The sequence below is a fragment of the Nocardia amikacinitolerans NBRC 108937 genome (genome assembly GCF_001612615.1).
GTDB lineage: Bacteria > Actinomycetota > Actinomycetes > Mycobacteriales > Mycobacteriaceae > Nocardia > Nocardia amikacinitolerans.
Genome location: NZ_BDAU01000001.1, coordinates 159890 through 186683, shown reverse-complemented (window position 1 = coordinate 186683; position 26794 = coordinate 159890). Strand labels below are relative to the sequence as shown.

Annotated in this window: 30 protein-coding genes; 14 read left to right on the top strand and 16 right to left on the bottom strand. The window is 69.5% G+C overall.

Annotated elements, in window-relative coordinates:
- Window positions 1-17: 17 nt before the first annotated feature.
- Both NAM01S_RS00880 and NAM01S_RS00875 read right to left on the bottom strand, forming a co-directional pair.
- A complete protein-coding gene (locus NAM01S_RS00880; RefSeq protein ID WP_253798091.1) occupies window positions 18-1442 on the bottom strand; it encodes an MFS transporter in 1425 nt (474 codons plus the stop codon).
- 13 nt (window positions 1443-1455) lie between these two features.
- Window positions 1456-2262, bottom strand: coding sequence for an acyl-CoA thioesterase (locus tag NAM01S_RS00875; protein ID WP_067778322.1), 807 nt, complete (start codon window positions 2260-2262; stop codon window positions 1456-1458).
- A gap of 53 nt (window positions 2263-2315) precedes the next feature.
- Between NAM01S_RS00875 and NAM01S_RS00870 the strand changes: the two genes are divergently transcribed.
- The 4 genes from NAM01S_RS00870 (at window position 2316) to NAM01S_RS00855 (ending at window position 4540) form a co-directional block, all read left to right on the top strand.
- Entirely contained in the window at window positions 2316-2825 is a 510-nt protein-coding gene (locus NAM01S_RS00870; protein ID WP_067778070.1) for a winged helix-turn-helix transcriptional regulator, read from the top strand.
- A 9-nt stretch (window positions 2826-2834) separates the two neighbouring features.
- Entirely contained in the window at window positions 2835-3251 is a 417-nt protein-coding gene (locus tag NAM01S_RS00865; protein WP_084482235.1) for an NUDIX hydrolase, read from the top strand.
- Between the two features lie 182 nt (window positions 3252-3433).
- Complete coding sequence (locus NAM01S_RS00860) at window positions 3434-3955, top strand: hypothetical protein (protein ID WP_067778069.1); 522 nt, start codon at window positions 3434-3436, stop codon at window positions 3953-3955.
- An 87-nt stretch (window positions 3956-4042) separates the two neighbouring features.
- Window positions 4043-4540, top strand: a complete 498-nt coding sequence (locus NAM01S_RS00855; RefSeq protein WP_067778320.1) for a hypothetical protein — start codon at window positions 4043-4045, stop codon at window positions 4538-4540.
- A gap of 9 nt (window positions 4541-4549) precedes the next feature.
- On the opposite strand, the gene NAM01S_RS00850 is transcribed toward NAM01S_RS00855, so the two are convergent.
- On the bottom strand, window positions 4550-4789 hold the full coding sequence (locus tag NAM01S_RS00850; protein ID WP_067778068.1) for a hypothetical protein: 240 nt from the start codon (window positions 4787-4789) through the stop codon (window positions 4550-4552).
- A 343-nt stretch (window positions 4790-5132) separates the two neighbouring features.
- On the opposite strand from NAM01S_RS00850, the gene NAM01S_RS00845 reads away from it, so the two are divergent.
- Both NAM01S_RS00845 and NAM01S_RS00840 read left to right on the top strand, forming a co-directional pair.
- A complete protein-coding gene (locus tag NAM01S_RS00845) occupies window positions 5133-7166 on the top strand; it encodes a PEP/pyruvate-binding domain-containing protein (RefSeq protein ID WP_067778067.1) in 2034 nt (677 codons plus the stop codon).
- 73 nt (window positions 7167-7239) lie between these two features.
- Window positions 7240-7605 (top strand): hypothetical protein, encoded by a 366-nt coding sequence (locus NAM01S_RS00840; protein WP_067778066.1) that lies wholly within the window; start codon window positions 7240-7242, stop codon window positions 7603-7605.
- A gap of 61 nt (window positions 7606-7666) precedes the next feature.
- Here the strand turns inward: NAM01S_RS00840 and NAM01S_RS00835 are convergent, their stop codons facing one another.
- From NAM01S_RS00835 to NAM01S_RS00820, 4 genes are read right to left on the bottom strand one after another with little or no spacing between them, the layout of a single operon-like run.
- Window positions 7667-8281 (bottom strand): GTP-binding protein, encoded by a 615-nt coding sequence (locus NAM01S_RS00835; protein ID WP_067778065.1) that lies wholly within the window; start codon window positions 8279-8281, stop codon window positions 7667-7669.
- Complete coding sequence (locus NAM01S_RS00830; protein WP_067778064.1) at window positions 8262-8636, bottom strand: DUF742 domain-containing protein; 375 nt, start codon at window positions 8634-8636, stop codon at window positions 8262-8264. The genes NAM01S_RS00835 and NAM01S_RS00830 overlap by 20 nt, the downstream gene beginning before the upstream one ends.
- A complete protein-coding gene (locus NAM01S_RS00825) occupies window positions 8633-9028 on the bottom strand; it encodes a roadblock/LC7 domain-containing protein (RefSeq protein WP_067778063.1) in 396 nt (131 codons plus the stop codon). Before NAM01S_RS00825 ends, NAM01S_RS00830 begins: the two co-directional genes overlap by 4 nt.
- Complete coding sequence (locus NAM01S_RS00820; RefSeq protein WP_067778062.1) at window positions 9028-11373, bottom strand: sensor histidine kinase; 2346 nt, start codon at window positions 11371-11373, stop codon at window positions 9028-9030. The genes NAM01S_RS00825 and NAM01S_RS00820 overlap by 1 nt, the downstream gene beginning before the upstream one ends.
- A 204-nt stretch (window positions 11374-11577) precedes the next feature.
- On the opposite strand from NAM01S_RS00820, the gene NAM01S_RS00815 reads away from it, so the two are divergent.
- Window positions 11578-13131: a succinic semialdehyde dehydrogenase gene (locus tag NAM01S_RS00815; protein ID WP_067778061.1), complete on the top strand. Its 1554-nt coding sequence runs from the start codon at window positions 11578-11580 to the stop codon at window positions 13129-13131.
- Window positions 13132-13191: 60 nt separating this feature from the next.
- Here NAM01S_RS00815 and NAM01S_RS00810 read toward each other — a convergent pair whose 3' ends face one another.
- The 3 genes from NAM01S_RS00810 to NAM01S_RS00800 all read right to left on the bottom strand — a co-directional run bounded on the left by NAM01S_RS00810 (window position 13192) and on the right by NAM01S_RS00800 (window position 16455).
- Window positions 13192-13596 carry a DUF779 domain-containing protein gene (locus NAM01S_RS00810; RefSeq protein ID WP_067778060.1) on the bottom strand — a complete coding sequence of 135 codons (405 nt, stop codon included), beginning with the start codon at window positions 13594-13596 and terminating at the stop codon, window positions 13192-13194.
- 20 nt (window positions 13597-13616) lie between these two features.
- Window positions 13617-15134: an acetaldehyde dehydrogenase ExaC gene (gene exaC / locus NAM01S_RS00805; RefSeq protein ID WP_067778059.1), complete on the bottom strand. Its 1518-nt coding sequence runs from the start codon at window positions 15132-15134 to the stop codon at window positions 13617-13619.
- 100 nt (window positions 15135-15234) lie between these two features.
- Entirely contained in the window at window positions 15235-16455 is a 1221-nt protein-coding gene (locus tag NAM01S_RS00800; RefSeq protein ID WP_067778058.1) for a winged helix-turn-helix domain-containing protein, read from the bottom strand.
- Window positions 16456-16549: 94 nt separating this feature from the next.
- On the opposite strand from NAM01S_RS00800, the gene NAM01S_RS00795 reads away from it, so the two are divergent.
- Window positions 16550-16978: an MmcQ/YjbR family DNA-binding protein gene (locus NAM01S_RS00795; protein ID WP_067778057.1), complete on the top strand. Its 429-nt coding sequence runs from the start codon at window positions 16550-16552 to the stop codon at window positions 16976-16978.
- Between the two features lie 13 nt (window positions 16979-16991).
- Here NAM01S_RS00795 and NAM01S_RS00790 read toward each other — a convergent pair whose 3' ends face one another.
- The 4 genes from NAM01S_RS00790 to NAM01S_RS00775 all read right to left on the bottom strand — a co-directional run bounded on the left by NAM01S_RS00790 (window position 16992) and on the right by NAM01S_RS00775 (window position 19621).
- The gene (locus tag NAM01S_RS00790) at window positions 16992-17306 is read right to left on the bottom strand and encodes a hypothetical protein (RefSeq protein ID WP_067778056.1); all 315 of its coding nucleotides are present in this window, start codon (window positions 17304-17306) and stop codon (window positions 16992-16994) included.
- Window positions 17307-17407: 101 nt separating this feature from the next.
- Window positions 17408-18550, bottom strand: a complete 1143-nt coding sequence (locus NAM01S_RS00785) for an alkaline phosphatase family protein (RefSeq protein WP_067778055.1) — start codon at window positions 18548-18550, stop codon at window positions 17408-17410.
- A gap of 40 nt (window positions 18551-18590) precedes the next feature.
- Complete coding sequence (locus NAM01S_RS00780; protein ID WP_067778054.1) at window positions 18591-18905, bottom strand: nuclear transport factor 2 family protein; 315 nt, start codon at window positions 18903-18905, stop codon at window positions 18591-18593.
- 95 nt (window positions 18906-19000) lie between these two features.
- Window positions 19001-19621 carry a TetR/AcrR family transcriptional regulator gene (locus NAM01S_RS00775; RefSeq protein ID WP_067778053.1) on the bottom strand — a complete coding sequence of 207 codons (621 nt, stop codon included), beginning with the start codon at window positions 19619-19621 and terminating at the stop codon, window positions 19001-19003.
- 108 nt (window positions 19622-19729) lie between these two features.
- Here NAM01S_RS00775 and NAM01S_RS00770 point away from each other — a divergent pair, with 108 nt between their 5' ends.
- From NAM01S_RS00770 to NAM01S_RS00760, 3 genes are read left to right on the top strand one after another with little or no spacing between them, the layout of a single operon-like run.
- Entirely contained in the window at window positions 19730-20812 is a 1083-nt protein-coding gene (locus tag NAM01S_RS00770; RefSeq protein ID WP_067778052.1) for an SDR family oxidoreductase, read from the top strand.
- Window positions 20813-20823: 11 nt separating this feature from the next.
- Entirely contained in the window at window positions 20824-21156 is a 333-nt protein-coding gene (locus NAM01S_RS00765) for a hypothetical protein (protein WP_067778051.1), read from the top strand.
- Between the two features lie 56 nt (window positions 21157-21212).
- Window positions 21213-22097: an LLM class F420-dependent oxidoreductase gene (locus tag NAM01S_RS00760; RefSeq protein WP_084482233.1), complete on the top strand. Its 885-nt coding sequence runs from the start codon at window positions 21213-21215 to the stop codon at window positions 22095-22097.
- Between the two features lie 12 nt (window positions 22098-22109).
- On the opposite strand, the gene NAM01S_RS00755 is transcribed toward NAM01S_RS00760, so the two are convergent.
- Window positions 22110-22688 carry a class I SAM-dependent methyltransferase gene (locus tag NAM01S_RS00755; RefSeq protein WP_067778049.1) on the bottom strand — a complete coding sequence of 193 codons (579 nt, stop codon included), beginning with the start codon at window positions 22686-22688 and terminating at the stop codon, window positions 22110-22112.
- Window positions 22689-22801: 113 nt separating this feature from the next.
- Between NAM01S_RS00755 and NAM01S_RS00750 the strand changes: the two genes are divergently transcribed.
- A complete protein-coding gene (locus tag NAM01S_RS00750) occupies window positions 22802-25084 on the top strand; it encodes an ATP-binding cassette domain-containing protein (protein WP_067778319.1) in 2283 nt (760 codons plus the stop codon).
- 75 nt (window positions 25085-25159) lie between these two features.
- On the opposite strand, the gene NAM01S_RS00745 is transcribed toward NAM01S_RS00750, so the two are convergent.
- The gene (locus NAM01S_RS00745) at window positions 25160-25729 is read right to left on the bottom strand and encodes a TetR/AcrR family transcriptional regulator (RefSeq protein WP_067778048.1); all 570 of its coding nucleotides are present in this window, start codon (window positions 25727-25729) and stop codon (window positions 25160-25162) included.
- Between the two features lie 72 nt (window positions 25730-25801).
- Here NAM01S_RS00745 and NAM01S_RS36290 point away from each other — a divergent pair, with 72 nt between their 5' ends.
- Together NAM01S_RS36290 and NAM01S_RS36285 are read left to right on the top strand one after the other, a co-directional pair.
- On the top strand, window positions 25802-26491 hold the full coding sequence (locus NAM01S_RS36290) for an FAD-dependent oxidoreductase (protein WP_253798088.1): 690 nt from the start codon (window positions 25802-25804) through the stop codon (window positions 26489-26491).
- Window positions 26488-26772, top strand: coding sequence for a flavin-dependent monooxygenase (locus tag NAM01S_RS36285; protein WP_253798086.1), 285 nt, complete (start codon window positions 26488-26490; stop codon window positions 26770-26772). The genes NAM01S_RS36290 and NAM01S_RS36285 overlap by 4 nt, the downstream gene beginning before the upstream one ends.
- Window positions 26773-26794: the final 22 nt, after the last annotated feature.

Sequence of the window (26794 nt, the reverse complement as noted above, 5' to 3'; positions counted from 1 at the left end):
CGGGCAGCGAACGTTCGCTACGGCCGTGCCGTTTCGAGCACGGGAGCGTCCGGCACCGGACGCGGCATCTTGACGCCGAGTCCGACGAGACCCGCGGCGAGCGCGATCCCAGCCACGACGTACCACCCGCGACGGAAGGCGTCCAAAGTCGCGAGCGGGTCGTCCGGCGAGCCGAGGACCGCGACGAGGACGGCGACACCGACGGCCAATCCGATCTGGCGCGCCATGCTCAACACCGCCGACCCGGTGGCGAACCGTTGCGGCGGTATGCAGGCGGTGCCCGCCGCGAACGCGGTCGGCAGCGTCAGGCCGACGCCGAGGCCGCTGACGACCATGCCGGGAAGCAGACCAGCGGGATAGTCCGGCGCGAGCTCGATCGCGCGCGCCCACCACACCATGCCAGCGGCGAAAGCCACACCGCCCGCGGCGATCACGGGACCCGCCCCGACGCGCACGATCAGCCTGCCCGCCAGGACCGCGACGATCGGCACCACCAGCGGCCCCGGCGCGATGGCGAGCCCGGTGCGCAGCGCCGACCACCCCCACACGTTCTGCGCCCACAGCACCACCGACAGCAGCATGCCCGCGAACGCCACCTGGAACAGCACCGAATTGGCCGCCATCAGCGCGAAATTCGGGGCGCGCAACAACCCGGCGTCGACGACCGGACTGCGGTGGCGCGCCGAGGAGACGGCAAAGGCGACACCGAACACCACCGCGGCGGCGAAAACGCCAAGCACCTGCGGCGATGCCCATCCCCATTGCTCGCCCTGCACCAGTCCGAGCACCAGCGCGGCGGTCGCCCCGACCAACGCGACCGCGCCGAACAGATCCGGCAGCGCGCCACCGTCGCCGCGCGGATCGGGCAACCTGCGCAGACCGGCGGCGAGGGCGACGAGCCCGATCGGTACGTTCACCAGAAACACCCAGCGCCAATCGATCTCGACGAGCAGCCCGCCGACGACCGGACCCAGCGCCGCGCCGAGTCCGCCGAACGCCACCCACAGGCGCACCGCCGTGGCCCGCCGCTCGGGCGGTGTCGCCGAGAGCACCAGGCCGAGCGACGAGGGCGTGAGCATGGCCCCGCCGACCGCCTGCAACACCCGAAAAGCCACCAGTGAGGCCACATTCCAGGCGGCCGCGCACGCCGCGGAACCGAGCACGAACACGGCCAAGCCGAGCAGGAAGGTGGTCCGATTGCTGCCGCGGTCGCCCAGACGTCCCGCGGGCACCAGCAGCGCCGCGAACACGATGGCGTAGGCGTTCAGGACCCAGGACAGTCCGGCGAGTTCGGCACCGCCGAACTCACGCGCCATATCTGGCAGCGCCACGTTGACGATGAACAGATCCAGGCTCGACAGCAGGACGCCGACCGACACGATGCCGAGCACGAGCCGAGGATCGCCCGCGGGCCGTTCCGAGGCGGGCGCAATGGTTTTCACAGGTTCCTCCGCTTCAGCCGAGAACTCGGCGGGTCTGCCTGGCCGAGACAAGCAGCCGCCCGGTCGGGTCCCAGATGTCGATGTCGTCCACCGACCAGCCGCCGCCGGTGCCGGTGTTCGCGGCGCGCACCAACACCGGCTGCCCGGCGGGCGAGGCGAAGTCGGTGTGCAGGTGCATCGAGAACGCGACCGTCGGGACGGCGATCGGAGCGGACAGGGTGGGGAAGATGCCGGGCGGCAGCGCGTCGGCCAGGATCGCGAGGGTGGCCGCATCGATGATCATCGGCGGATTCATGGCGACCCACGCGCACATCCACGCCTGCGCCGTGCCGGTCAACGGCAGCGGTCCCGCGGCGGGCCGAATCTCGAAATGCGCTCCGACGGGGACGATTTCGGGCGGCAATCGGAACGCCGCGCAGGCATCGGCAGCGGCGACCTCGGGAGCGGGACGTTCGGTGCGGTCCGGTACCGAGCTCGGCGCGGTGCGGCCGAGCGTGATCGAGGCGGCGGCGACCTCGCCCGATTCCTGGCGCGCGACCACGTCGACGATCGCGGTACTCCGCCCGAGCGGCCGCACGGTGGCAGAGAAGGTGAATACGCCGTCGACAGGCCTGCCGAGGAAACGCAGATCGACGGCGCGCACCGGAAGTTCGTCGCCGCCCGCGCGTCGAGCCACCTCGACGAGCAGTGCGGCGATCACTCCGCCGTGCGGTCCGGTCCAGCCCCGCCATGTTCGATCCACCCGGGCCTGCCAGGAGCCGGGGCCGGTCGCGCCGAGCGCGAACTCCTCGGCGGGCGACCGGTCAGTGAGTTGCTTCATGAAACGCACCATAGGGTAGTGAGTTCTTTGAAGCAACCAACTAGGCTGTCCGCATGCGCAGGACGAGCTTCGAGGACATGAACTGCTCGCTGGCCCAGTGCCTGGAGGTGGTTGGCGAATGGTGGACGCTGCTGATCGTGCGCGACGCCCTGTTCGGCGTGACCCGCTTCGACGACTTCCGCGCCAGGCTGGGCATCGCACGCAATGTGCTTACCCAACGCCTCGAGCACCTGGTGGCCAACGAGATCCTGGAAAAGGTTCCGTACCAGGAGAATCCGCCGCGGCACGACTACCGGCTCACGCCGAAGGGGCGTTCGCTGTGGCTGGTCGTCACCGCGATGCGGCAGTGGGGCGACGAATGGGCCGCGCCGGACGGCCCGCCGCTGGAAACGGTGCACACCACCTGCGGCCATCGGACGACGATCGAACCGGTGTGCTCGGAGTGCGGCGAGCGCGTCCAGGGGCGTGAACTGCGGCCGGTGTTCGGTCCCGGCGCCCGCGACAAGAGCTTGATCCCGGCCGCGCTGGCCCAGGACGCGGCCCGCAGCGCGCCGCCGCGATAGGCTGCGCGCGTGACGGACGCGCGGGTGGAGACGGTCATCGATACGGTCGCGTGGGTGCGCATCGAAGACGGTCGCATCCTGTGCGCGCGACCGCGCGGCAAGGACATCTTCTACATTCCCGGCGGCAAAAGGGAAGGCGCGGAGACGGATCTCCAGACGCTGCTGCGCGAGATCCAGGAGGAGCTCACCGTCGCGCTGGTGCCCGAAACCGCCAGGCACGTCGGCACCTACGAGGCGGCGGTGCACGGACCGGCCGATGGCGTGACCGTCCGCATGAGCTGCTACACCGCCGACTATCGCGGCACGCTCACCGCCAGCAGTGAGATCGACGAGATGGCCTGGTTCGGCTACGCCGACCGAGATTCCGTGCCACCTGTCGACCAGTTGCTCTTCGACGATCTCGCCGCTGCCGGTCTGCTGCGCTGAAGCCGGTCCTGGTACCCGAGTCATCTGCTCGGCGGGGTCGATTTGCTTCGCTGGGGCGATCCGCCGAATCGAACCGTGCCCGCCCTCACACCGCCACCATCTATACGCGACCGTATGGCAGGTCTAGCCTGGTTATATACGGCGCCGTATAAGACGGTCCGGTGGGCGGAGGAGGCCGCACGATGCAGGAGTTGTCACGAGACGAGAGCGGCGCGACCGCGGGCGGCGCCGATGCGCCCGTCTTCCAGCAGTACGAGATTCCCGAGGCGATTCTGGCGCTCGCGACGGTCGCCGACCCGGACTACATCGACCTGTTCACGCTCGTCACCCCCGACGCCGCGGAGTGGTCGCCGGAGCAGTGGGCACGCGCGGCCTTCGAAGACGTCGCGGGGTTGCAGGGGCAGTTCATCTGGCGGGTGTTGCTGGGGATGCGCCTCGCGTCGCGGCGGTCACCGGCGCATGTGGCCGGTTGGGACATCGCGGATCGGGGCGACGGCTACATCACGTTGGCCGCGCGCTCCTGGATGCTCACCGGCAATCTGGTAATCCGCATCGACGGCGACCAACTGTCGCTGGCCACGATCATCGACTACGACCGGCGGATCGCCAAGCCGATCTGGACGCGGTTGTCGGCCATCCATCGGAGCCTGGCGCCCGGGCTGCTTCACGACGCGCACGACGCCGTGCGGGCGAGGCCGCGCTGACGAAGGGACGGACGGGTCTGTCGAGCTGCCGCCCGGCGCGCGATGCGCGACCGGGCGGCGTCCGCGTCCGCGCGATACGGTCGCATCATGAGGCCGGTTCGCTCGCTCGCCCGCTGGGCCGCTTACGCGCTGGCGGCGCTTCCGCTCGCCGCGGCGCCGGTCGCGGTTCGAATGCGCGTGCCGCGCAGGCGGCTGCGTGAGCCGATCCGTCGGCGCGGTATCACGCCGGTGCGGGTCGTGGTTCATTCGGTGCTGAGCGCGGGGGTCGGCCTGCTGGCCTGGTTTCTGGGGTTCCTCGCGACCATCGCCTTCGTCCGGGGCGTCGGATATCCGCTGGTCGCCGCGAACGACTACGAGAACTCTTGGGGCGGGCCGACATTGGCGGGGGCGTGGGCGGTGCACGCGGCGCTCGGGGTTGGGCTGCTTCCGGTCTGGCTGGCCATCCTCGCCGGGCTGGGCGCGTTGCAATTGCGGCTGATTCGTAAGCTGTTCGAACGCGCCGGGCCGGCGTGGCCGGTCCCGGCGGCGTTCGTCTTCACCATCGCGGGGGTGTTCGTCTTCCTGTCCTGGCTCAGCCAGGTGTGAACAACCCCCTCAGCAGAGCGGGTACTTCGAGCCCATGAACTGACCCTTCAGCAGACAGACGATGAACTCGACGAAGTCGCGGCCGTAAGTGGCCGAGCCGCTGGCCGATCCGGAATCCGCGACCGCGGCGGGAGCCGCGGGTGCAGGTGCCGGCGCGGCGTGGGCGGTGGCGAGTCCGGTCGAGGTCACCAACGCGCCGGAGACGGCGAGGGTGATCAGGGCTTTTCTGATGTTCGGAGACAGTGACATTCGGGATCTTCCTTTCGTTCGCGGCAAGTATCGAAGCAGCGAGCGGTCTCCCGACAGCCCCGAACTGCCGGGGCACTCGTTCCGTGGTCGCGAGCGCGTTGCCGGTGAATAACGTTGTGCGCGCGGGACACTCGAAGCGGGCGGCGGATCGTACCGTGAACAGTAGGGGACCGCCAGGCCACGGGGCAGTGAACTGCGCGACTCGCAAGACGAACGTCCATTCCTTGACAGGCGCGGGACTCCGGGGAAACACTGGAAACACGCCTAAGTGGAGAGACCTTCTCCCCTTAGGTCCGACCGGTCGGCCCCCGAAACAGCGTTGTTTTCCGTCGAAGGCGGTTCGATGACCATCACGACAACCACCACGAACCGGCCAGGCATCGTCGCCCTGCGCGATCCGCGAGCGCGCGATGCCGAGCTCACCGGCGCCAAGGCCGCGGCCCTCGCCACGGCGGCCGCGCACGGCCTGCCCGTGCTGGAGGGCTTCGTCCTGACCACCGCGTGGTCGCACCGCGGCGACCCGCCCGAAGCCGAATGGCGCGGCCTGTCCGGTGCGGGCGCGAAAGCCCTTGTGGTGCGGTCCTCTTCGGTCGCCGAGGACGGCGCGCACCAGTCCATGGCCGGGCTGTTCACCTCGGTGCTCGACGTGCGCGACTGGCAGGGCTTTCGGGACGCCGTCGACGAGGTGCTCGCTTCCGGGCCGCCCGCCGACCTCGGCGCGGGCGTGGACGCCGCGATGGCGGTGCTGGTGCAACCGTTCCTCGCGGCGGGCTGGGGCGGCGTCGTCTTCACCGCCGACCCGGTCACCGGGCGCACCGACCGCATGATGATCACCGCGTCGCGCCGCGGACCCAGCGCGGTCGTCGGCGGCGCCGAGGGCGGGTGGACCGCGACAACGACCCGGCGCGGACGGGTCACCTCGGTCGCGACGCCCGACGCCGATCCGCTGCCGAACGCGCTGCGGCGCAAGGTCATTCGGCTGGCGCTGCGTGCGGAGCGGGTGTTCGGCGGTGCGCTGGACATCGAATGGGCCATCGACGCGCGCGGCCGGGTGATCCTGCTACAGGCCCGCCCGGTCACCGCCCTGCACGGACCAGTGCGCGGCCCCGTGCTCGGGCCAGGTCCGCTTGCCGAGACCTTTCCCGACCCGCTGCGCCCGCTCGAGCAGGATCTGTGGCTTGCGCCGCTCGCCGACGGCCTTCGGGTCGCTGTCGATATGACCGGAGCCGCGCCGCCGCGCGCGCTGCACGAGTCACCGGTCGCCACCGCGGTGCGCGGCATCGCGGTCGCCGATCTCGAACTGCTCGGTGTGGTGCGCCCGCGCCGCACTCTGGCGCGGCTGCTCGATCCGCGGCCGGGGGCGCGGCGGCTCGGCGCGGCCATGCGGGTCGGCAGGCTCGCCGCGGCGCTGCCCGAGCTGGCGCAGCAGATCTGCGAGCGTGTCGACACGGATCTGGCCGAGGTGCCGCCGCTCGCCGAACTCACCGACCTCGCCCTGCTCGCGGTGCTCGACAACGCCCGCACCGCGCTGACCGCGCTGCACGGCTACGAGGCGTTGGCCGGAATGCTCGGCGGGAAGGGCGAATCCGCGCCCACCGCGGCCGAGATGGCGCTCTCGGCGCTCGCCGCCGCACGCGCGACCGGTCTGCCCGAGGAGCGGGTGATCGAGGAATTGCCCGTCGTGCTCGCGCTGATCCCGCCGCGGATCGGTCCGCCGCCGCGAGTGCCCGAAGTCGACACCGACCCGCTGCCCATCGGCGAAGGCGCGGGCGAGCTCGCGCTGGCCAGGGAGGCACTGCGGCTGCGCGCCCGCTGGGTGCAAGAACTCGGGGCAAGGGCGGCGTGGGAACTCGGCAGCCGGCTCGCCGCGACCGGATTGCTGGACGACCCAGGCGCTTCGACACTGCTGTCGCTGGAGGAACTGCGCACCGCCGTGCGCTACCGGCGGCTGCCGGACGACCTGTCCGACCGCACGACGCCGGACGAGCTCGCGCTCCCCGCCGAATTCCGGCTCGCCACCGATGGTTTCCCGATCGCCGTGTCGAGGGGACGCGGCCGCGCCGACCGCGGCATCGGCGCGGGCGGCGGCGTCGGTCGCGGCATGGTGCACATCGGCGATCATCCGCCCGCGGGATCGGTGCTTGTCGTCCGTCATCTCGATCCTCGGCTCGCCGTCGTGGTGCCGCGGCTGTCCGGCCTGATCGCCGAAACCGGCAGCCCGCTCAGCCATCTGGCGATTCTGGCCCGCGAGTACGGCGTCCCGGTGGTGGTCGGCTATCCCGACGCCACCCGGCGACTGCCCGACGGCGCGGTGGTGCAGGTGGACGGGCGCAGCGGGGAAGTGCGGCCATCGATCGAAACGGAGGAACACCGATGACTCGGGATCGCGGTGCGCGCGGACCGTCTGCAGCTGCTGCACGGCCCCTTGGTCCGATCGCCGCGGTGATCCGATGCGCCGAATTCTGCTGGTCGCCGTGGGCGCGGCCTGCCTCGCGACGGTGCTGCTCGCCATGGCGCGGGAGATGAAGTTCGAAACCGATCGGGGCGCGGCGGCGAGCACGCAGGTGGTGCGGTTCGACGCGCGAGCCAAGGACGCAGGCGCGTCGACCGAACCCGCACTTCGCTTGTGGGACAAGTGCGCCAGCCACGTCAACCACGTGCGCGTGGTCGCAGGCCCGGTGGCCGACGGCGACGCATGGGCGGTGACGCTCACACCGGCGCTCGGCGAGCACACCGAACGCCGCCTCGTCGGCTGCCTGGAAGACCTCACCGTCGACGGCGTGCTCGGCCGCTACCTCGGCTCGCGGTCCGGGTAAGCGGACCTCCGCCTTCGCTCCGGCCATGCGCGGGCTGCGCAGCGCCCATCGGACGTGCGGTTCAGGTGGTGACGGGCTCGCGTCCGGCCAGCTCGATGAGATGCTGCACCAGCGTAAGCAGCACGTTCTTGGCCGATTCGCGGTTGCGGGCGTCGCACAGCATCACCGGGGTGTCCGCGTCGAGATCGAGTGCGTCGCGCACCTCGTCCTCGGTGTAGCGCGGCGCCCCGTCGAAGCAGTTCACCCCGACCATGAACGGCAGCCCGCGGCGTTCGAAGAAGTCCACGGCGGCAAAGGAATTGCCGAGGCGCCGGGTGTCGGCGAGCACGACCGCGCCTAGCGCGCCGCGGGACAGCTCGTCCCACAGGAACCAGAACCGGTCCTGTCCCGGCGTGCCGAACAGGTACAGCACCAGATCGCGATCGATGGTGATGCGCCCGAAGTCCAACGCCACGGTGGTGGTCGATTTGGACTCCACGCCGGACAAATCGTCGACGCCGCTGCTGACTTCGGTGATGAGTTCCTCGGTGCGTAGCGGCGCGATCTCGCTGATCGACGACACCATCGTGGTCTTGCCGACGCCGAAGCCGCCGGCGATGAGGATCTTGACCGACGCGGCCAAGTGCTGGGCCCCGTCGGGATCGAGCCGGGCGGGGTCAAAGTTTTCTGATGCCATCCAGTACCGCTCGCAATATGTTGAGATCGCCGGGGCCGGCCTCCGTTTGCACCGGAGCCCGGAAGATCAGTTGTCCCTCGCCGATCAGGTCGCCGACGAGAATCTTGGTCACCGCAAGGGGAAGTTTCAAGTTGGCCGCCACCTCCGCGACCGATTGCGGATCACGGCACAGGCGCACGATTTCCGCGTATTCGGGCTCCGGCCTGCGCAATGTCGGTGCGGGGGAGGCGGTGACCACCACCGTCACAATGTCCAAATCGTGACCTGCGCCCATGGTGCGTCCACGGGTCAGCGCGTACGGCCGGATCAGCGGTCCGGCCGCGTCGTCGAACCACGGCTCACCCCGGCGCGTCATGGCAATCGGGCGGGGGTGGACAGATAGGAGCCGACACGCTGGACGGTCACGTTCATCTCGTAGGCCACCATGCCGAGATTCGCGCTCTCGGAGGCTTGCAGCGCGAGGCAGGCGTTGTCACCCGCGGACGTCACGAAAAGCACGGCGCGGTCGAGTTCGATGACCGCCTGGCGCACGCCGCCGCCGCCGAATCGGCTGCCCGCGCTGCGCGCGAGTCCGTACAGGGTCGAGGACATGGCGGCGAAGTGTTCGGCGTCGTCACGGGTCATCGCGGTGGAGCGGCCGAGCAGCAGTCCGTCGGTGGACAGCACCACCGCGTGCCGCACACCGGCCAGCCGATCCACCAGATCGTCGAGCAGCCAGTTGAGATCACCGGGTTTGGGAGCGGTCACTACACGCCTTCCTGTTCGTCGGCGGGCTGCGCACGGCGACCCTGCCGGGTTCCATTCTCGATGGCGGACATCAGATCCCGGGCCTGTTCGGCGGAACGCGCACGTTCGGCGACGGGTTCCTGGGTCGACGGCTGCGCCAGTTGGGGCGCGAGATTGGCCTGGCGGTTGCGCTTGGGCAGCACCGGCCTGCCGTCCGCGGTGGTCGCGGGCGGGGCGGCCGAGGTGTTCGGATCCGGTTCCGTCGGTTCGGGTTTCGGTGCGGCCGGCGGGTCCATGGTGAGTACCGGGGCCGTCGGTTCGGTCGCGCCGCCGGGTGTTTCGGTTCCGGGCGCCTCGATGAACGGCACCGGATGCCGTGGACGTCGCGCCTGATCGGCGGCCGGTGTCTCCGGCGCGCTGGGCGCGGTGTCGGTGACGAGCAGCGCGGTCGGGAGGAGCACGATGGCGCGGATGCCGCCGTAATCCGACTCCGCGAGCCGCACCGCGACGCCGTGCCGGACGGCCAGCTGCGCCACGACGAACAGTCCGAGGCGCGAATCCGCCGAGAGCGTGGCGACACCGAAGTCCGGTGGGTTGCGCAGCATCTCGTTGACCCGCTCGAGCTCGGCCTCGGGCATGCCCATGCCCTGGTCGCTGACCTCGACGACCACACCGCGGCCGACGACGTTGCCGAAGATCTCCACCCGCGACTGCGGCGGGGAGAACGCGGTGGCGTTGTCCACCAGCTCGGCGACCAGGTGCACGAGGTCGGCGACCACCGTTCCGAGCACGCGCACCTCGGGCAGCCGCGTCACCCGCACCCGCGCGTAGTCGAGCGTCTCGCCGACCGCCGAACGCACCAGATCCATCAATGGAATCGGGTAGCGCCACTGCCTGCCCGGCTGGCCGCCGCCGAGGATGATCAAGTTCTCGGAGTTGCGGCGCTCGCGGGTCGCCAGGTGGTCGAGCCGGAACAGCGTCTCCAGCAGGGCCGGATCCTCCTGGCGCGCCTCGGCCTCGTCCAGGATCTCCAGCTGCCGGTGCACAACGATCTGACTGCGGTGGGCGATATTGAGGAAGACCGCCTTGACGCCTTCGCGGGTGCGGGCCTCGTCCACCGCCGCCGACACCGCGGCCGCGTGCGCGTGTTCGAAAGCCTGTGCCACTTCGCCGATCTCGTCGCGGCCGTAGTCCAGGCGCGGCGTCTCCTCGGCGGGATCGACCTGTTCGCCCGCGCGCAGCCTGCGCATCATGTCGGGCAGCCGGTTGTCGGCCAGCGCAAGGGTCTCGCCGCGCAACCGCCTGAGCCGCTTGATGATTCGATTCGCCATCAGCACCGCGACCACGATGGCGGCGACGCTGACCAGCAGTACGCCACCGCCGCCGAAGAGCGAGGTGAGCGCGGAATCGGACGACTTCTCCTCGGCCAGCCGCTGGGTGTGCTTGTTCTGGGTGATCCACAGATCGAGCAGGCCGCGGTTGATCTCCGCGGCGGCGGCCTGCCAGTCCTGCGGGGACAGCGGCAGCGGCGCGGCCTCGTCACGGCTCGCGGCGCCGGTGGACGATTCGTCCTCGACCGGCGCGACGTAGCGCCGCGCGATGGCGTTCTCCATCGCGGACAGCCGCTGCCAGGCCTCGGAGCCGGTCAGCGCGGCGGCCGCCTCGCGCTGTTCGATGTCGATCTCGCTGGCGAGCAGCGCGATCTCGGTGTGGTAAAAGCCGATCTGGCGCAGATACTCCTCGACCGGCATCGGCAGGTCGCCGTTCGCGGTGACCATCGCGACGGCCAACGCGTGACCGCGCGACATGGCCTCGGCGGCGTAGAGCAACCGCATGCCCTCGGTGATCTCCACACCGATCTCGGCGTCGGGCGCGGACTGCTGGGCGACCTGCGAGCCCACCGAGACGACATCGAGCAGCCGGTTGTAGAAGCCGTACGCCTCGGCCATCGGCAGTTGGCGCGAATCCGTCTGCGCGCGAACGCCTGCCAGGTGTTGGGCGAGGGTGTTGAACCCGGCCAGGTCGTCGCCGATCTTCGAGTCGTCCACGGCGCGGATCCCCGCGGAGGCCTCCAGCAGCTTGCGCAGCGCGCCGTCCAGCCGCACCCGCGCCGCGGTGAGCGCGGGGCCGTTCGAATCGTCGCCCGCCAAATGCGCCAGGGTGAGGTGGCGTTCTTGCTGCGTCGCCTCCATCAGTTCCCTGGTCGAGGGGATCGCGGCCTGCATCTGCGCCGCCCAGTCTTTCGCGGTGTTGCCCTGGTCGACCAGGTATCCCGCCGCACCCACGCCGATCACGAGCAGAGTCAGGCTCGGCAGGAGCGCGATCGCCAGTATCCGGCTCCGGACACCGAGCCTCGCTCTGAACATCCGCACAACGTAATTCAGCGAACTACACCGCTGTCATTCCGGTCCCGCTGAACGAGACTCGATTTGACAACCCGAAACAAAGCTGATCCACGACTGCCTTGCCGCGCCGGATTTCGGGACCGAGTCTGTCGACCGCGTGTGTTCGGGCGGCGCGACAGCGTAGATTGTGTGTATCCCGAAGTTACTCACAAGTAGGAGGCAAGGATGCCAGCGCCGGAAGCCGGAGTCTTCGACCGTCTGAGCGCGCTCGCCGCGATCGACGGCCCCGAGGCTCGCTCGCGCAAGACGATCGCCGAGACGTTCACCGGCAAACCGCTCGGCTCCGTGCCGGTCGGCACCGCCGAGGATGTGGCGTCGGCATTCGCCAAGGCCAGGGCCGCGCAGGCGCGTTGGGCCGCACGCCCCGCCGCGGAGCGCTCTGCGGTGTTCGATCGCTTCCGCACGCTGCTCATCGAGAACCGCGAAGCCCTGATGGACGTCATCCAAGCCGAGACAGGCAAGGCGCGCTGGGCGGCCCAGGAAGAGATCATGGGCATGATGTTCGCGGCCCGCTACTTCGCCAAGGTCGCGCCCGGCCTGCTGGCGCCGCGCAAGGTGCCCGGCGCGTTCCCGGTGCTGAACCGCGCCGCGGTGCATGTCCACCCCAAGGGCGTCGTCGGCGTGATCGCGCCGTGGAACTACCCGATGGTGCTGTCCATCGGCGACTCCATCCCCGCGTTGCTCGCGGGCAACGCGGTGGTGGTCAAGCCCGACAGCCAGACGCCGTACTCCGCGCTGGCCGCCGCCGAACTCCTCTACCAGGCCGGACTGCCGCGCGACCTGCTCGCCGTCGTCCCCGGTCCCGGCACCGAGGTCGGCACCGCCATCGTCGACAACTGCGACTACCTGATGTTCACCGGCTCCTCGGCCACCGGCCGTGCCCTCGCCGAACAGTGCGGGCGCAGGCTCATCGGATTCTCCGCCGAACTGGGCGGCAAGAACCCGATGATCGTCACCCGCGGCGCGGATCTGGCCAAGGCGGCCAAGGCCGCGGTGCGGGCGTGCTTCTCCAACGCGGGCCAGCTGTGTATCTCGATCGAGCGGCTCTACGTCGAGAAGGCGGTCGCGGACGAGTTCACCGAGAAGTTCCTCGCCGCGGTGCGTGCCGCGAAACTAGGCGCCGCCTACGACAATTCGGCCGACATCGGCTCCCTCATCTCGGAGTCGCAGCTGGAGACCGTCACCAAGCACGTCGCCGACGCCACCTCCAAGGGCGCCACGGTGCTCGCGGGCGGCAAGGCGCGCCCCGACCTCGGTCCGCTGTTCTTCGAGCCGACCGTGCTCGCCGACGTCACCGACGAGATGGAGTGCGGCCGCAACGAGACCTTCGGCCCGCTGGTGTCGATCTATCCTGTCGATTCCGTCGAGGACGCCATCCGGTTGGCCAACGACACCGAGTACGGCCTCAACGCCAGCGTGTGGGCGGAGAGCAAGTCGGCGGGCGAGAAGATCGCGCAGCGACTGCACGCCGGCACCGTGTGCGTCGACGAAGGCTACGCACCGGCGTGGGGCACCACCGCCGCGCCGATGGGCGGCATGGGTATCTCCGGCGTCGGGCGCAGGCACGGCGCGGACGGCCTGCTGAAGTTCACCGAACCGCAGACGGTCGTTGTCACCCGGTTCATGAATCTGGATCCGCCGCCGTTCCTTTCGCAAGACCTGTGGCAGCGGTTCCTGATGCTCGTCGCGCGCAGCCTGCGGCTCCTTCCCGGTCGCTGAGCCCGGGGCCTGGCCGGCTCGGTCTGCGGGCGAGCCGGCCAGGCGTCCCGTCGCCGGGCCTCAGGTGAGCCGTTCGGCTCCGGTGCGCGGCGGCGGACCGGCCGCCAGTGCTGCCGCTTCCTCGTCGGTCAGCAGGCGGGATCGGATGAGGAAACGCACGCCCTCCGGCGACTCGAGGGAGAAGCCCGAGCCGCGCCCCGGCACCACGTCCACCGTCAGGTGCGTGTGTTTCCACAGCTGGAACTGATCGCCGCTCATCCAGAACTCGGTGTGCCAGGGCAGCTGTCCGAGCAGCACGTCGGCGGCGCCGACCCGGAACTCGCGGGCCGGGAAGCACATGGGCGAGCTGCCGTCGCAGCATCCGCCGGACTGGTGGAACAGCACCGGCCCGTGGTGTTCGATCAACCGGCGCAAGACGACTTGCGCCGCGTCGGTCATGCCGACGCGATGAATCCGGTTCGACATCAGAGTGATTCGATTCCGCATCAGAAGAATCCGAGCTTGGTGGGGGAGTAGCTCACCAGCAGGTTCTTGGTCTGCTGGTAGTGGTCCAGCATCATCTTGTGGTTTTCCCTGCCGATGCCGGACTTCTTGTATCCGCCGAAGGCGGCGTGCGCGGGATAGGCGTGGTAGCAGTTGGTCCACACCCGGCCCGCTTTGATGGCCCGGCCCATCCGGTAGGCGGTGGCGCCGTCCCTGGTCCACACGCCCGCGCCGAGGCCGTAGAGGGTGTCGTTGGCGATCCGGACCGCTTCGTCGACGGTGTCGAAACGGGTCACCGCCACAACGGGTCCGAAGATCTCCTCCTGGAAGACGCGCATGGTGTTGTCGCCCTCGAGCACGGTGGGCTGGATGTAGTACCCGCCGGGTAGTCCGTCCACCTTGCGCGCTTCACCTCCGGTGAGCACGCGGGCGCCTTCCTGCCTGCCGATATCGATGTAGGACAGGATTTTCTCGTACTGGTCGTTGCTGGCCTGGGCGCCGATCATGGTCGTGTCGTCGAGCGGGTTCCCGCCCTCGATGGCCGCGGTCCGCTCCAGGCAGCGGGCCAGGAACTCGTCGTAGATGGAGGAGTGGATCAGCGCCCGCGACGGGCAGGTGCACACCTCGCCCTGGTTGAGCGCGAACATCACGAAGCCCTCGACGGCCTTGTCCAGGAATTCGTCGTCGGCGGCCATGACATCGGGCAGGAAGATGTTGGGACTCTTGCCACCCAACTCCAGCGTCACCGGAATGATGTTCTCGCTCGCGTACTGCATGATCAGCCGCCCCGTGGTGGTCTCTCCGGTGAACGCGACCTTGGCCACCCGCGGGCTCGACGCCAGCGGCTTGCCCGCCTCCACACCGAAACCATTGACCACGTTGAGAACTCCCGGAGGCAGCAGATCCGCGATCAGCTCCACCACGAGCAGAATCGAGGCGGGCGTCTGCTCGGCCGGTTTGAGCACCACGCAGTTGCCCGCGGCCAGCGCGGGAGCCAGCTTCCACGCCGCCATCAGGATGGGGAAGTTCCACGGAATGATCTGTCCGACGACGCCGAGCGGCTCGTAGAAGTGGTAGGCGACGGTGTCGGCGTCGATCTGGGCGATGCTGCCCTCCTGGGCCCGGATGGCGCCCGCGAAGTAGCGGAAGTGGTCCACCGCCAAAGGCAGGTCGGCGGCGAGGGTTTCGCGGACCGGTTTGCCGTTGTCCCAGGTCTCGGCGACCGCGAGCGGCTCGAGGCTGTTCTCCAGGCGCTCGGCGATCTTCAGGAGGATGTTCGAGCGCTCGGTCGGCGAGGTCGCCGCCCATGCCGCGGCGGCGTGGTGCGCGGACTCCAATGCCAGATCGATGTCGGCCGCGGTGGAACGGGCTACCGAGCAGAAGGTTTCGCCGTCGACGGGGGAGGGATTGTCGAAGTATCGTCCTTCGATCGGGGCGGCCCAGTCGCCGTCGATGAAGTTGTCGTAGCGGGTGGCGTAACCGACTATCGCGGCGTCGGAACCCGGTTTGGCGTAGATCATCGCAATCACTCCTCGCGCGAAACCCAGCGACGAGGCCACTATGGACGGCGAAGGTTGGCGCGAGGTTGGTGACCGCGCGGTCTCGATCGTGCGCGCGGTGTCAGCCGTGGAGTGCGTTGTGCAGCCGGGCGGCGACCACCGCGCGGCGGACGTCGTCGGCGGGCAACAGCCGCAACGCGTGTTCGTGCACGGCGATGTCGTCCGCCGCGCGCTCGCCGAAGGCGATCGCGTGCTCGGGACGGTCGCTGGCCAGGACCGCGGTGCGAATGCCGACATCGAGGTAGTCGCGCCATTCGACGACGCCGGGGGTGTCGGAACCAGGAAGCAGCGGGCCACGGTAGTGCCAGACCGCGCTCGAGGTGTCGCCCGCGGTGATCGCGGCGAGCAGGTCGACCGCGTCGCAGGACAGCGGGCCGGTCAGCATGTAGCGGCGATTGGCGATCTCACCGCCGGTGGCCCGGCGCAGGTGCGAGACATCGGCTTTCAGGGTGTTGGTCGAGACCGGACGGTCGCCGTAGACCGCCGCGTGCAGCTGCTCGGGGGTGTAGCCCTCCGGTTCCAGCGCGAGCAACGCGAGGATCTCCAGCTGACGCGGCGGCAGCGGCACCGGCCTGCCGTCGCGCAACAGCCTTGCCGTGCCGAGACATTCGAGCCGGACCCCCGCGGCGGGCGGCGGCGCGCTGGTGCGCAGCACCGTTTCCACGGCCGTCACCAGCGAACGCACCGAGGCCATCGCCATCGGATGCGAGCGGCTCCAGACGCTGGACAGATCCAGGACGCCGAGCAGCTTGCCGTCCGGCGCGTGGATCGGCGCGGAGTAGCAGACCCACCCGTGCAGCGCGGCGACCAAGTGCTCGGCGGAGAACACGGTGACCGGACGATCGTCGTGCAAAGCGAGGGACAACCCGTTGGTGCCCATATGGCTTTCGTCCCAGCAGCCGCCCGGCGCGAAGTTCACGTCCTCGGCCTGGCGGCGCAGCCTGCGGTCACCGCCGGACCACAGGATCGTGCCCGCCGCGTCGCTGACCACAGCCAGGTATTTCGCGTCCTCGGCGATGCCGCGCATGTGGCCCGCCAGTTCGGTGACCGGTCCGCGCAGCGGGGATTCCGCCCATCGGTCATCGATCCGGTCGAGCCCCGGCGCGACGGTGCGGGCAGGATCGACGGTGTGCAGCGAACGCTGCCAGGACTGCGCCACGTCGTTGCGTAGGACACTGGACTGGGGGTGCACGCGCGCGCGAGGACCGGCGGTCGATGCCCACCGGGTCCACTCCTTCTCCAGTTCTGCCCGCTGCCGGGTGAGGGTGCGCGACGGTGCCACCGCGGAAAACCCTTGTCGTCGAGTGAAATCGCCTCTTCGTGCTCTCATCATGGCGGACGCAACGCGACGACACGCCGTTTATTACCCTCTTGGCATGGGGAAACGCGAGCGACCAGCCCGGCTCTCCGACGTCCACACCATCGCGCGCGGCATGCCGCACGTGACCAACGCGGCGGGCCCGCTCGGCAACGCCATCTACCAGGTCGGCGGGAAGTCGTTCGTGTTTTTCCGCAATCCACGGCCCGATGCCTTCGACCCGCAGACCGGCGAGCGCTACCCGGACGTGATCGTCATCTGGGTGCCCTCGGAGTCGGATAAGCAAGCGCTGGTACAGGATCCGGACTCGCCGTTCTTCACGACACCGCACTTCGACGGACCCCCCTCGGTGCTGGTGCGCGCCTGCCGCCTGCACGAGATCACCGTCGGCGAGCTCACCGAGATCATCCAGGACGCCTGGCTTTCCCGCGCCTCCCGCAAGCGCGCCACCGACTGGCTGGCCGCCCATCCGCCCGTTGGGCGGTGAACGCCCTGGCACCTCACTTGTTGAGGAAGATGCCCGCTACGTCGGCGTTCTTGATGGGCGTCTCCGCATTGCGCTGGCCTGCGCAGAGCAGGTCGACGGAGATGATGGTGGCGTCGACGGCGGTGCCTGCGGGTTCGCGATCATCGCCGGTCTGCTGCTTGACGAACTTGGTGATCGTCATGCGTTTGGTGTCGGCGTCCTGCTTGACGTACTCGCTGCACGGTGTGTCGCCGCCCTTGTTGAGCGCGCGCTCGATGTCGGTGCATCCGGCCAGCAGCAGCGCGGCGGCCGCCGCGCCGAGGACGGTCCTGCGCACGGTGGCGTTCATCTGCTCCTCCTGGTCACCTGGTCGAGCGGATGGGCCGCCGCGATCGGTATCGAGGGTAAGCGGGCCTGCTTCGGGTGTGTCGAGGCGGTCCGGTGTGTCGATCAGGCGAGGCAGGTGCGCAGCGGCACGTTCAGCTCGGCCGAGGTCAGCGATCCGTGGTGGCCCAGCATCGCCGATTGCAGCGGTTCGGCGCCGGTGCGGATGACACCGCGCGGTCCGCGCGCCGCGACGACGAGATCGCCGATCCGCTCGACCACCGACGACTCCACCGTCGGCCCGAACCAGCCGCGTTCGATCACCTCGGCGCGCGGCAGCACCGCGAAATCGGCGCCGAGCGTCTCCCGCCACGCCGCCGCGACATCGTCCACCGCGCCGTCGACGGTGTAGACGTGCCGGGCCCGCGGTTCGCCGCCGAGCCGGTCGACACCGGCGCGCAAGGCCTCGACCGCGTCGAAATCCACCGTTCCGGTCAGCTCCACCATGCCGTGGTCGGCGGTCACCAGCAGTGCCGCGTCCGGCGGCAGGTGTTCGGCGATCGTGGCGGCAAGGCGGTCGACGTGCGCGAGTTCCAGCCGCCACGCGTCCGAGGACGGACCGCGCACATGACCGGTGGTGTCCAGGTCGCCGTGATAGGCATAGACCAGCGAGCGGTCGCCCACGCGCAAGGCGGTGGACACGCCGTCGACCAGATCGCCGAACGACAGGCTCGGGCGGAAATCGCAGCCGCGCAGCACGGCCCTGGTCAGTCCGGAGCCCGCCTGATACATCGGAGCGACCTGCGAGACGCTGATCCCCGCGCGGGCGGCGCGTTCGAATACCGTTGCGGCGGGCTGGAACTGCTCCGGCACGAGTTCGCGAAGCAGGTCCACCTTCGGGCCCTCGCCGTGCAGGCGCCAGCGCAGCGCGTTGACCAACCGGTCGTAGCCGGGCACGTTCATCAGATATCCGACGATGCCGTGCTCACCCGGCGGCACCCCCACGCCGAGCGAGCTCAGGCTGGTCGCGGTCGTGCTCGGGAATCCCGCCGACAGCTGGCCGGGCGCGAGACTCGACAGGAACGGCGCCTCCCGCTGGTGCGCGGCGAGCGCTTCCGCGCCGAGTCCGTCCACCAGTAGGACGCAGATCCGGCGGGCGGACAGGCCGAGGCCGAGCCGATCGATTTCGCCGGGCACACCGAGGCAGGCGAGGACGGAGGGGAACAGGTCGGCCAGGGAACCCGAGCCGTAGGGCGGCGCGTCGAACACGAGGTCAGAATGTCAAGATCGGCGCGGCCACGGCAAGAGGTCAGGCCTGTCCGGTCTCGAATCGGCTGATCTTGCCGTCGCGCACAATGAACCGCCACGCGGTGCGCATCGATCCCCAGCGCGAATTCGTGTAGTCGGCGAGCAGTTCCACGCCGCCGTCGGTCACCGATTCGACCTGCATCCGGCCGTTGCTCGCGAAGATCTCCGCGTCGGTCCACTGCGCGACATCGCGCTCCACGCCGTCGTCGGACATGGTCGCGTCCTCGGTGAGCACCGCGCGGAAGCGGTCGAGGTCGTTGGCGTTGAGCGCGTCCACGAACTCTTGGACGACGGGGTCGAGCTGCTGTGCGGACATCCGGTCATCCCTCTCGGCTCACGGTATTCGGGTTGAGCAGTGACGGAACAGCAAACATCTGGCGCCCACTCTAGGGCAGAAAGCGCCGAACCGGGTCAAGGCCCGGGCGTGAGAAACGAAGACACCGTGCGCAGTACTTCTTCGACCAGTTCGGGAGCGGTCGTGCCGAGTTGGCTGCTTCGTTTCTCCAGCTGACCGTCCAGCCACAGCGAGGCGAGTCCGTGGCCGATGCCCCACCAGGTGATGCCGAGGATGTCGGCTTTGTCGGCGGGCAGCAGACCGGCCGCAACGCAGTCGCCGATGGCATCGGCCAGGACCGCGAACGCGGCGTCGCCCGCGGCGACGGCATCGGGGTGCTTCTCCGGTTGGGAGAGCTCGGGCCGGAACATCAGGCGGAAGTAGGCGGGCTGCTCTCGCGAGAAGCGGACGTAGGCGACGGTCAGTGCGCCGAGGGTGTCCAGCGGTGAGCCGGTCGCGGCCGCCCGCGCGGCGGTGAGTTCGGCCGCGAGCAGCTCGAAACCCTTGGTGGACAGGGTCGCGAGCAGCGCGGCCCGGTCGGCGAAGTGATGGTACGGCGCGCCGGTGCTGACGCCCGCCTCTCTGGCCACGCGGCGCAGGCTCACCGCCGCGATGCCCTCGGTTTCGATCAGGCGCAAGCATGCGGCGATCAGCTCATCACGCAGTGCGCCGTGGTGGTAACTGGTCCGCTTCACCATCCGAGCGTATGCGACGGGGGCTGGACAACCTATCTATGCGGTGCTTAGATTATCTGAGCGGCGCTTAGATTCCGGCCGTCTCCCTCTTTCCCCAGACAGGTGGGACACATGAGCAACCAGGTACTCGTCACCGGCGCAACGGGATTCATCGCCGGACACGTCATCGCCGAACTTCTCGAACACGGCTATCGGGTCCGCGCCACCGTGCGCGACCTGGCGAACACCGGCAAGCGCGCGCACCTCGTGGAGCTCGCGCGCCGCCTCGGTGCGGACCTCGAGTTCGTCGCCGCGGATCTCGACCACGACGCGGGCTGGTCCGAGGCCGTCGCGGGCTGCGCGTACGTGCTGCACGTGGCCTCGCCGTTCCCGCCGTACATCCCCGACGACGAGCGCGAACTCGTCGAACCGGCAGTGCAGGGCACGCTGCGGGTGCTGCGCGCGGCTGCCGCGGAGCAGGGGGTCCGCCGAGTGGTGCTCACCTCCTCGATCGCCGCGATCGCCTACGGCCACGACGTGGACGAGGTGCGCACCGAGGCGGATTGGTCGGTGGTGGAACGGATTCCGCCCTACCAGAAGAGCAAGACGCTGGCCGAACGCGCGGCGTGGGACTTCGTCGGCGGCCTGCCCGCCGAGCGCGGACTCGAGCTGGCGGCGGTGAATCCTGGCATGGTGCTCGGCCCGCTGCAAACCGCGGTCACCAGCACCTCTCACGAGCCGATCAGGCGGCTGCTGGCGCGCGACGTGCCCGGCTCGATTCGCACCGGCTGGACACCGGTCGACGTGCGCGATCTCGCCGTGGCGCACCGGCTGGCGATGGAACTGCCGCAGGCCGCGGGCAATCGGTACATCTGCGCGGCCGATCCGGTGTGGATGGCCGACCTGGCCCGGATCCTCGCGGACGAGTACAACCCGCGCGGCCTGCGGGTGCCCACCCGGGTGCTGCCCGACTGGCTGATCCGGTTCATCGCCCGCTTCGACAAGGGTGTGCGGTTGGCCGTTCCGGTTCTCGGCCGCACCGAACTGGTCAGTGCGGACAAGGCGCGCGCGGAACTCGGCTGGACCATGCGCCCCGTCCGCGAGACGGTGCTCGACACCGCCGAGAGCCTGCTCACCTTCGGCATCGTCGACGCGCCGGGTGTGCTGCCGAAGACGGCCGCACCGCGCCCGGCGCCGAACGCGCTCGGCGCCTGAGGGGCTCGGACATGGTGACCGCCACTATCGTCCTCGCGATCCTCGGGTTCGTCCGCCGATGGTTCCGCCGCGATTCCGCCGGCTCCGGCGCCGAGGGACAGGCGCGCCGTCCGCTTCGCCTCGACACCGCCGCGCTCCGCCGCCTCGGCACGGGAACGCTGCGGTTCGGCCGCGATGGAACACTGCGCCACTCCGGCGGCGACGGAGCACCGCGTCGCCTCGGCCGCAAGGAGGCGCTGCGCCGGTTGGCCCGCAATGTGATCCAGCGCCCGGTGCCCGCGCTGAGTGCGGCGGTGGCGCTGCTCGGCGTGGCCGTCGCGACGAGTGCGATCGCGCAGTGCTGAACCCGCGCGCCGGCCTCGGGTGGCGGGCACGCCGAGCCGACGGGTAGACAGTTCTGGTGACAGTGCAGCGTCCTCTTCGTTTCGGCGTGAACATGGTGACGCCGGAGTCCAGGTCCCGGTGGGTCGAAAAGTGCCGCAGGGCCGAGGAACTCGGTTTCGATGTGATCGGTGTCGCCGACCACCTCGGCCTGCCGGCGCCGTTTCCCGCCATGATCGTGGCCGCCGAGGCCACCGAACGGGTGCGGCTCAATACCTTCGTGCTCAACACCGCCTTCTACAACCCGGTGCTGCTGGCCCGCGACGCGGCGGGCGCGGACCAGCTCACCGACGGGCGCGTGGAACTCGGGCTCGGCGCCGGCTATGTCCGCGCCGAGTTCGACGCCGCGGGAATCCCTTTCGAGAGCGGTGGCAAGCGGGTGCGGCACCTCGAGCAGACGGTGACCACGCTGCGTGAGTTGTTCGCCGACCCGGAGTACCAGCCGCGCCCCGCGCAGCCCTCGGGCCCGCCGCTGCTGGTGGCCGGGTGGGGTGACCGACTGTTGAAGCTCGCCGCCGAGCAAGCGGACATCGTCGCTTTCGCGGGCGGGGGAGCGGCGACGCCCGGCGGCCCGGTGCTACTCGCCGACGAGGACGAAACCGCCGAGCGGGTGGCCTACGTCAACGAACTGCTCGGCGATCGCGCGGGCGAGGTCGAACTCAATCTCCTTGTGCAGCGGGTTGTTTCGCGAAACGAATGGGTCGCGCTCGCCGATGCGTACGCACCGGCGCTGCCGCCCTCTGCCGCCGACAATCCCGAGCGGGTCCCGACCCTGCTCATCGGTTCGCCGGACGAGGCGGCCGACCGCGTCCGAGAACTGCGCGAGCGCTTCGGAATCAGCTACTTCACCGTGCTGGAGGACAGTATGGAACAGTTCGCCCCGGTCCTCGCCCGCCTGCGCTGAGCGGGGATCGGCCTACGCGGGCCGCTGCCACAGCAATGTGTAGCGCCACATGAGACGACGCCGGATCCGCGCGCCGGGCAGGATCGCGGCCGCGGATTTCCGGATGTCGTCGAGGGTGTCCACGGGATCCCGCATCGGCACGTCCGGACCGCTCGGGCGCGGCGGGAGGCGATCGACGGCCCAGATCAGCGGCAGCAAGGGCAGATAGCCCGCGTCGCGGACCGGCGTCATCTTCCACAGTCCGACCACGGCCAACGTGCCGCCGGGGGCGACGAGGCGGCGTAGGGCGGTCAGGCCCTCGTCGAGTGGCACGTGATGCAATGTCGCCACGGCTGTCACGTAGTCGAAAGCGCCTGCGAAATCCCGGAAGTCGGCTTGTTCGAAGCGCACGCCGTCCGCTCCCGACGCCTGTTTCAGCGCGTCCGCGTCCGCGTCGATCCCGAAGACTTCGCGGCCGGGCGTCGCCAATTTCCTTGCCAGAAGCCCGTCGCCGCAGCCCACGTCGAGCGCGGTTCGTGCGGACGCCGGCGCCTTGGCGAGCAGCCAGGGATGGTAGCGGGTGTTGTGGTTCCAGTACGGGTCGCGGCTCACTTCACGACTCTACGGACGCCTTCCGGCCGACGGTGATACCGATCCGCTCGAAATGTGATCTAGGCCACTCTGCACTGGGCCTTTTGTCGGTGCGCGATGGCATGGTGTCCGGTATGCCTTCTACCGATTCGGCCGTTTCCGTCGATGTCATCCGGGTGCTCGGGGCCAGCGAGCACAACCTGCGCAACGTCTCGCTGGAAATCCCCAAGAACAAGATCACCGTCTTCACCGGCGTTTCCGGGTCGGGCAAGTCGTCCATCGTGTTCGACACCATCGCCGTGGAGTCGCAGCGGCAGCTCTACGCCACCTTCCCGGCGTTCGTGCTGAACTTCCTGCCGCGCTACGAGCGACCGCACGCCGAGGCGATCGAGAATCTGACCGCGCCGGTCATCATCGACCAGCAGCCGGTGGGCGGCGGTCCGCGCTCCACGGTCGGCACCATGACCGACATCTACTCGATGGTGCGCGCCATGTTCGCCCGATTCGGTTCGCCCTCGGCCGGATTCGTCTACAACTACTCGTTCAACGTGCCCCAGGGCATGTGTCCGGACTGCGACGGGCTGGGCATGACGGTTCGCGCGGACCCCGACCGGCTGGTCGATCGCACCAAATCGCTCAACGAAGGCGCCATTCTGCTCCCCGGTTACGGTGTGGGCAGCGGTGATTGGCAGCTCTACGGCAATTCCGGGCGCTTCGATCCGGACAAGAAGCTGGCCGACTACACCGAGGCCGAGTTCCAGGACTTCCTGTACGGCAGCGGCGGCAAGGTGGAGCTGACCTTCGCCAAGGGCACCTGGAAGGCCAATTACGAGGGGCTCGCGGAGAAGTTCACCCGTACCCGTCTGCAGCGCGACACCTCCACGCTCAGCGAGAAGACCCGCGAGCAGATGCAGAAGTTCCTCACCGAGGGCGTGTGCCCGACCTGCAAGGGCGCCCGCCTCAACGCCGCGGCGTTGGCCACCGAGATCGACGGCCGGAATATCGCCGAGTGGTCGCGGATGCAGATCACCGATCTGATGGCGGTGCTCGACGAGATCACCGACCCGGCTGCGCTCGGCTTGGCCGACGCCATCCGCACCGCGCTGCGCCGCGTCGCCGACATCGGACTCGGGTACCTGAGCCTGGACCGACCCACCTCGACCCTCTCCGGCGGTGAGGGCCAGCGGCTGAAGATGATCAAGCATCTGTCCAGCACGTTGATCGGGATGACCTACATCTTCGACGAGCCGAGCGTCGGGCTGCACCCGCGCGATGTCGGCAGGCTGAACGATCTGCTGAAAGCGTTGCGGGACAAGGGCAATACCGTGCTGGTCGTCGAGCACGACCCGGATGTCATCCAGATCGCCGACCACGTCGTCGATGTCGGTCCGCGCGCCGGTGTGCACGGCGGGCAGGTGGTGTTCCAGGGCAGCTTCGCCGAACTGCGCGCCGCCGATACGCCAACCGGCGCGGGTCTGCGCAGACCCTTCACCGTCAAGGACAGCTTCCGCGCGGCCAGCGGCGAGCTGCTGATCGAGCACGCGAGTGTGCACAACCTGCGCGATGTCACGGTCGGCATTCCCACCGGCATTCTGACCTCCGTCACCGGCGTGGCGGGCTCGGGCAAGAGCAGCCTCATCCGGGACGTGTTCGTGCGCCAACATCCCGAGGCGCTGTTCGTCGACCAGTCGCCGATCGCGGCATCGTCCCGGTCGACTCCCGCGACCTATCTGGGCTTGATGGACCCCATCCGCAAGCTGTTCGCCAAGGCGACGGGCGAATCACCGAGCCTGTTCAGCTTCAACTCCGACGGTGCGTGCAAGCAGTGCGAGGGGCGCGGGGTGATCATCACCGAGATCGCCTACATGGATCCGGTCACCACGCACTGCGACGCCTGCGACGGCCGCCGCTTCTCCGAGGACGTGCTCGGCCACACGCTGCGCGGCAAGTCCATCGCGGACGTGCTGGAGATGTCGGCGGAGGAGGCGCTCGCCTTCTTCACGGAGAAGGCGCTGAACGCCAAGCTGCGCACCATGAACGAGGTCGGTCTCGAGTACCTGAGCCTCGGCCAGGCGATGAGCACGCTGTCGGGCGGCGAACGCCAGCGCATCAAGCTCGCCACCCAGTTGCAGAACACCGGCTCGATCTACGTGCTCGACGAGCCGACCACCGGTCTGCACATGTCCGATGTCGACACCCTGCTCGCGCTCATGGACGGCCTCGTCGAACGCGGCAACACCGTCGTCGTGATCGAACACAACCTCGACGTCGTCGCCCACTCCGACTGGGTGATCGACCTCGGCCCCGACGGCGGCAAAGACGGCGGCCAGATCGTCTTCACCGGCACCCCCGCCGACCTCCTGACCCACCCCACCTCGCTGACCGGCGAATACCTGCGCAAGTACAAGGCGGCCTGAACCAAAGCCCGCGGCCGCAGCGGCACGGATCGGTGTGGCCGCGGGTTTGTCAGGTCACGGCGCGCTGGTCGCCGCTCACGCCAGGAAGCCCCTGAAGAGGATTCGCACGGTTTCCGCCAACTGCTGTCGATCGGGCTCCCCGCCGCCCGCCCCCGCCAGCCGGTCGAAGATCACCCCGTCCAGGCAGCCGACGAAGGCGTTGGCGCGCTGGGCCGGATCCGGGGCGCCCAGCGCCGCGAACAACTCCGTAGCCATGGTGCGAAATCGGGCTCCGCTGTCACGCAATGCTTTGCGAAGCTCGGGTCGCCGTGTCGACTCGAGCGCCAACTCGTAGCGGGCGAGCATGCGGTCCCGGTCGGTGGTCAGCCATCGCTCGATGATGTCGGCGAGCAGCGTCGAAAGCTCGTCGGGATCCGGGACGGCAGGCATCGGGAGGGCGAGTTCGGCGGCGTCGCGCTCCGCGAGCCGTTCGACGGTCGCCTCCAGTAACGCCTGCCGGGTGCGGAAGCAGTTCGAACAAGAGCCCTCCGGCAATCCCGCGGCCTGGTCGACGGCCCGATGTGTAAGACCGCGCATTCCCGTTCTGGCGAGGGTCTCGACCGCGGCGTCGGCCAGCCGGGTGCGGCGATCTGCGGTGTCGGTCACGCTCGCTTCCCATTCTTCCGGTCCTGCACTACTACTGTAGTAGGTGCAACTACAGCTGTAGTGGAGGATATCGTGGGCGGGATCCGGAGCGCGACCGTGGTAGGCGGTGGAATCGGCGGGCTGGCCGCCGCGGTGGCCCTGACGAGCCGCGGGTGGCAGGTCGAAGTGCTCGAGCGGGGTGACGACAGCGGTGCGACGGGCTCCGGAATCTCGCTGTGGTCCAACGGTGTCCGCGCCTTGGACGCGCTCGGACTCGGGGATCGGGTGCGGGCCGCCGGAATGCCCGGGACCGAGGGCGGTATCCGTGATCGCACCGGTCGGTGGTTGTCTCGCACCGACGTTGCCGCACTGGCACGTCGGCACGGGCCGCTGGTCGTCCTGCGTCGCGCGGACCTGCTGGAGATCCTGAGGGAGGCGCTGCCCGCCGGTGCCCTGCGTCCGACGGTCGAGGTCGTCGGCGTCGAGGATCATGGCACCGTCGCGACGGTGGAACACTCGCTGGGTTCTTGCGAATCCGACCTGGTGATCGGCGCCGATGGGGTTCGCAGCGTGGTGCGCCGATCGGTGTGGCCGAATGCCCGCGAACCCCGATATGCCGGATACACCGCATGGCGGATGATCACGCGGCCGCTGGACTTCACACCCGGCGGAAGTGAGACGTGGGGGACGCTGTCCTCCGTCACGACATCTACGATCTGCCCGCCCTGGACACCTTCGCCCGCGGGCGGGTCGTCCTGCTCGGCGACGCGGCACACGCGATGACGCCCAATCTCGGGCAGGGCGCCAATCAAGCACTCGAGGACGCCGTCACGCTCGCCGCCATGCTCGGCAGGCATCCGATCCAGGCCGCCTTGACCGGCTACGACCGCCTGCGGCGCACCCGGACTCGAACCGTCGCACGCCAGTCCTACCGCATTGGCACCGTCGCCCAGTGGTCGGCACCGGCGGCGACCTGGTTGCGCGACAACGTCATTCGGATAGCACCGAACGGCATGATGTCACGCAGCCTGGATCCAGTTCTCAGCTGGCGCCCACCGGAATGAAAATAGTTGGGCCATCGCGCCT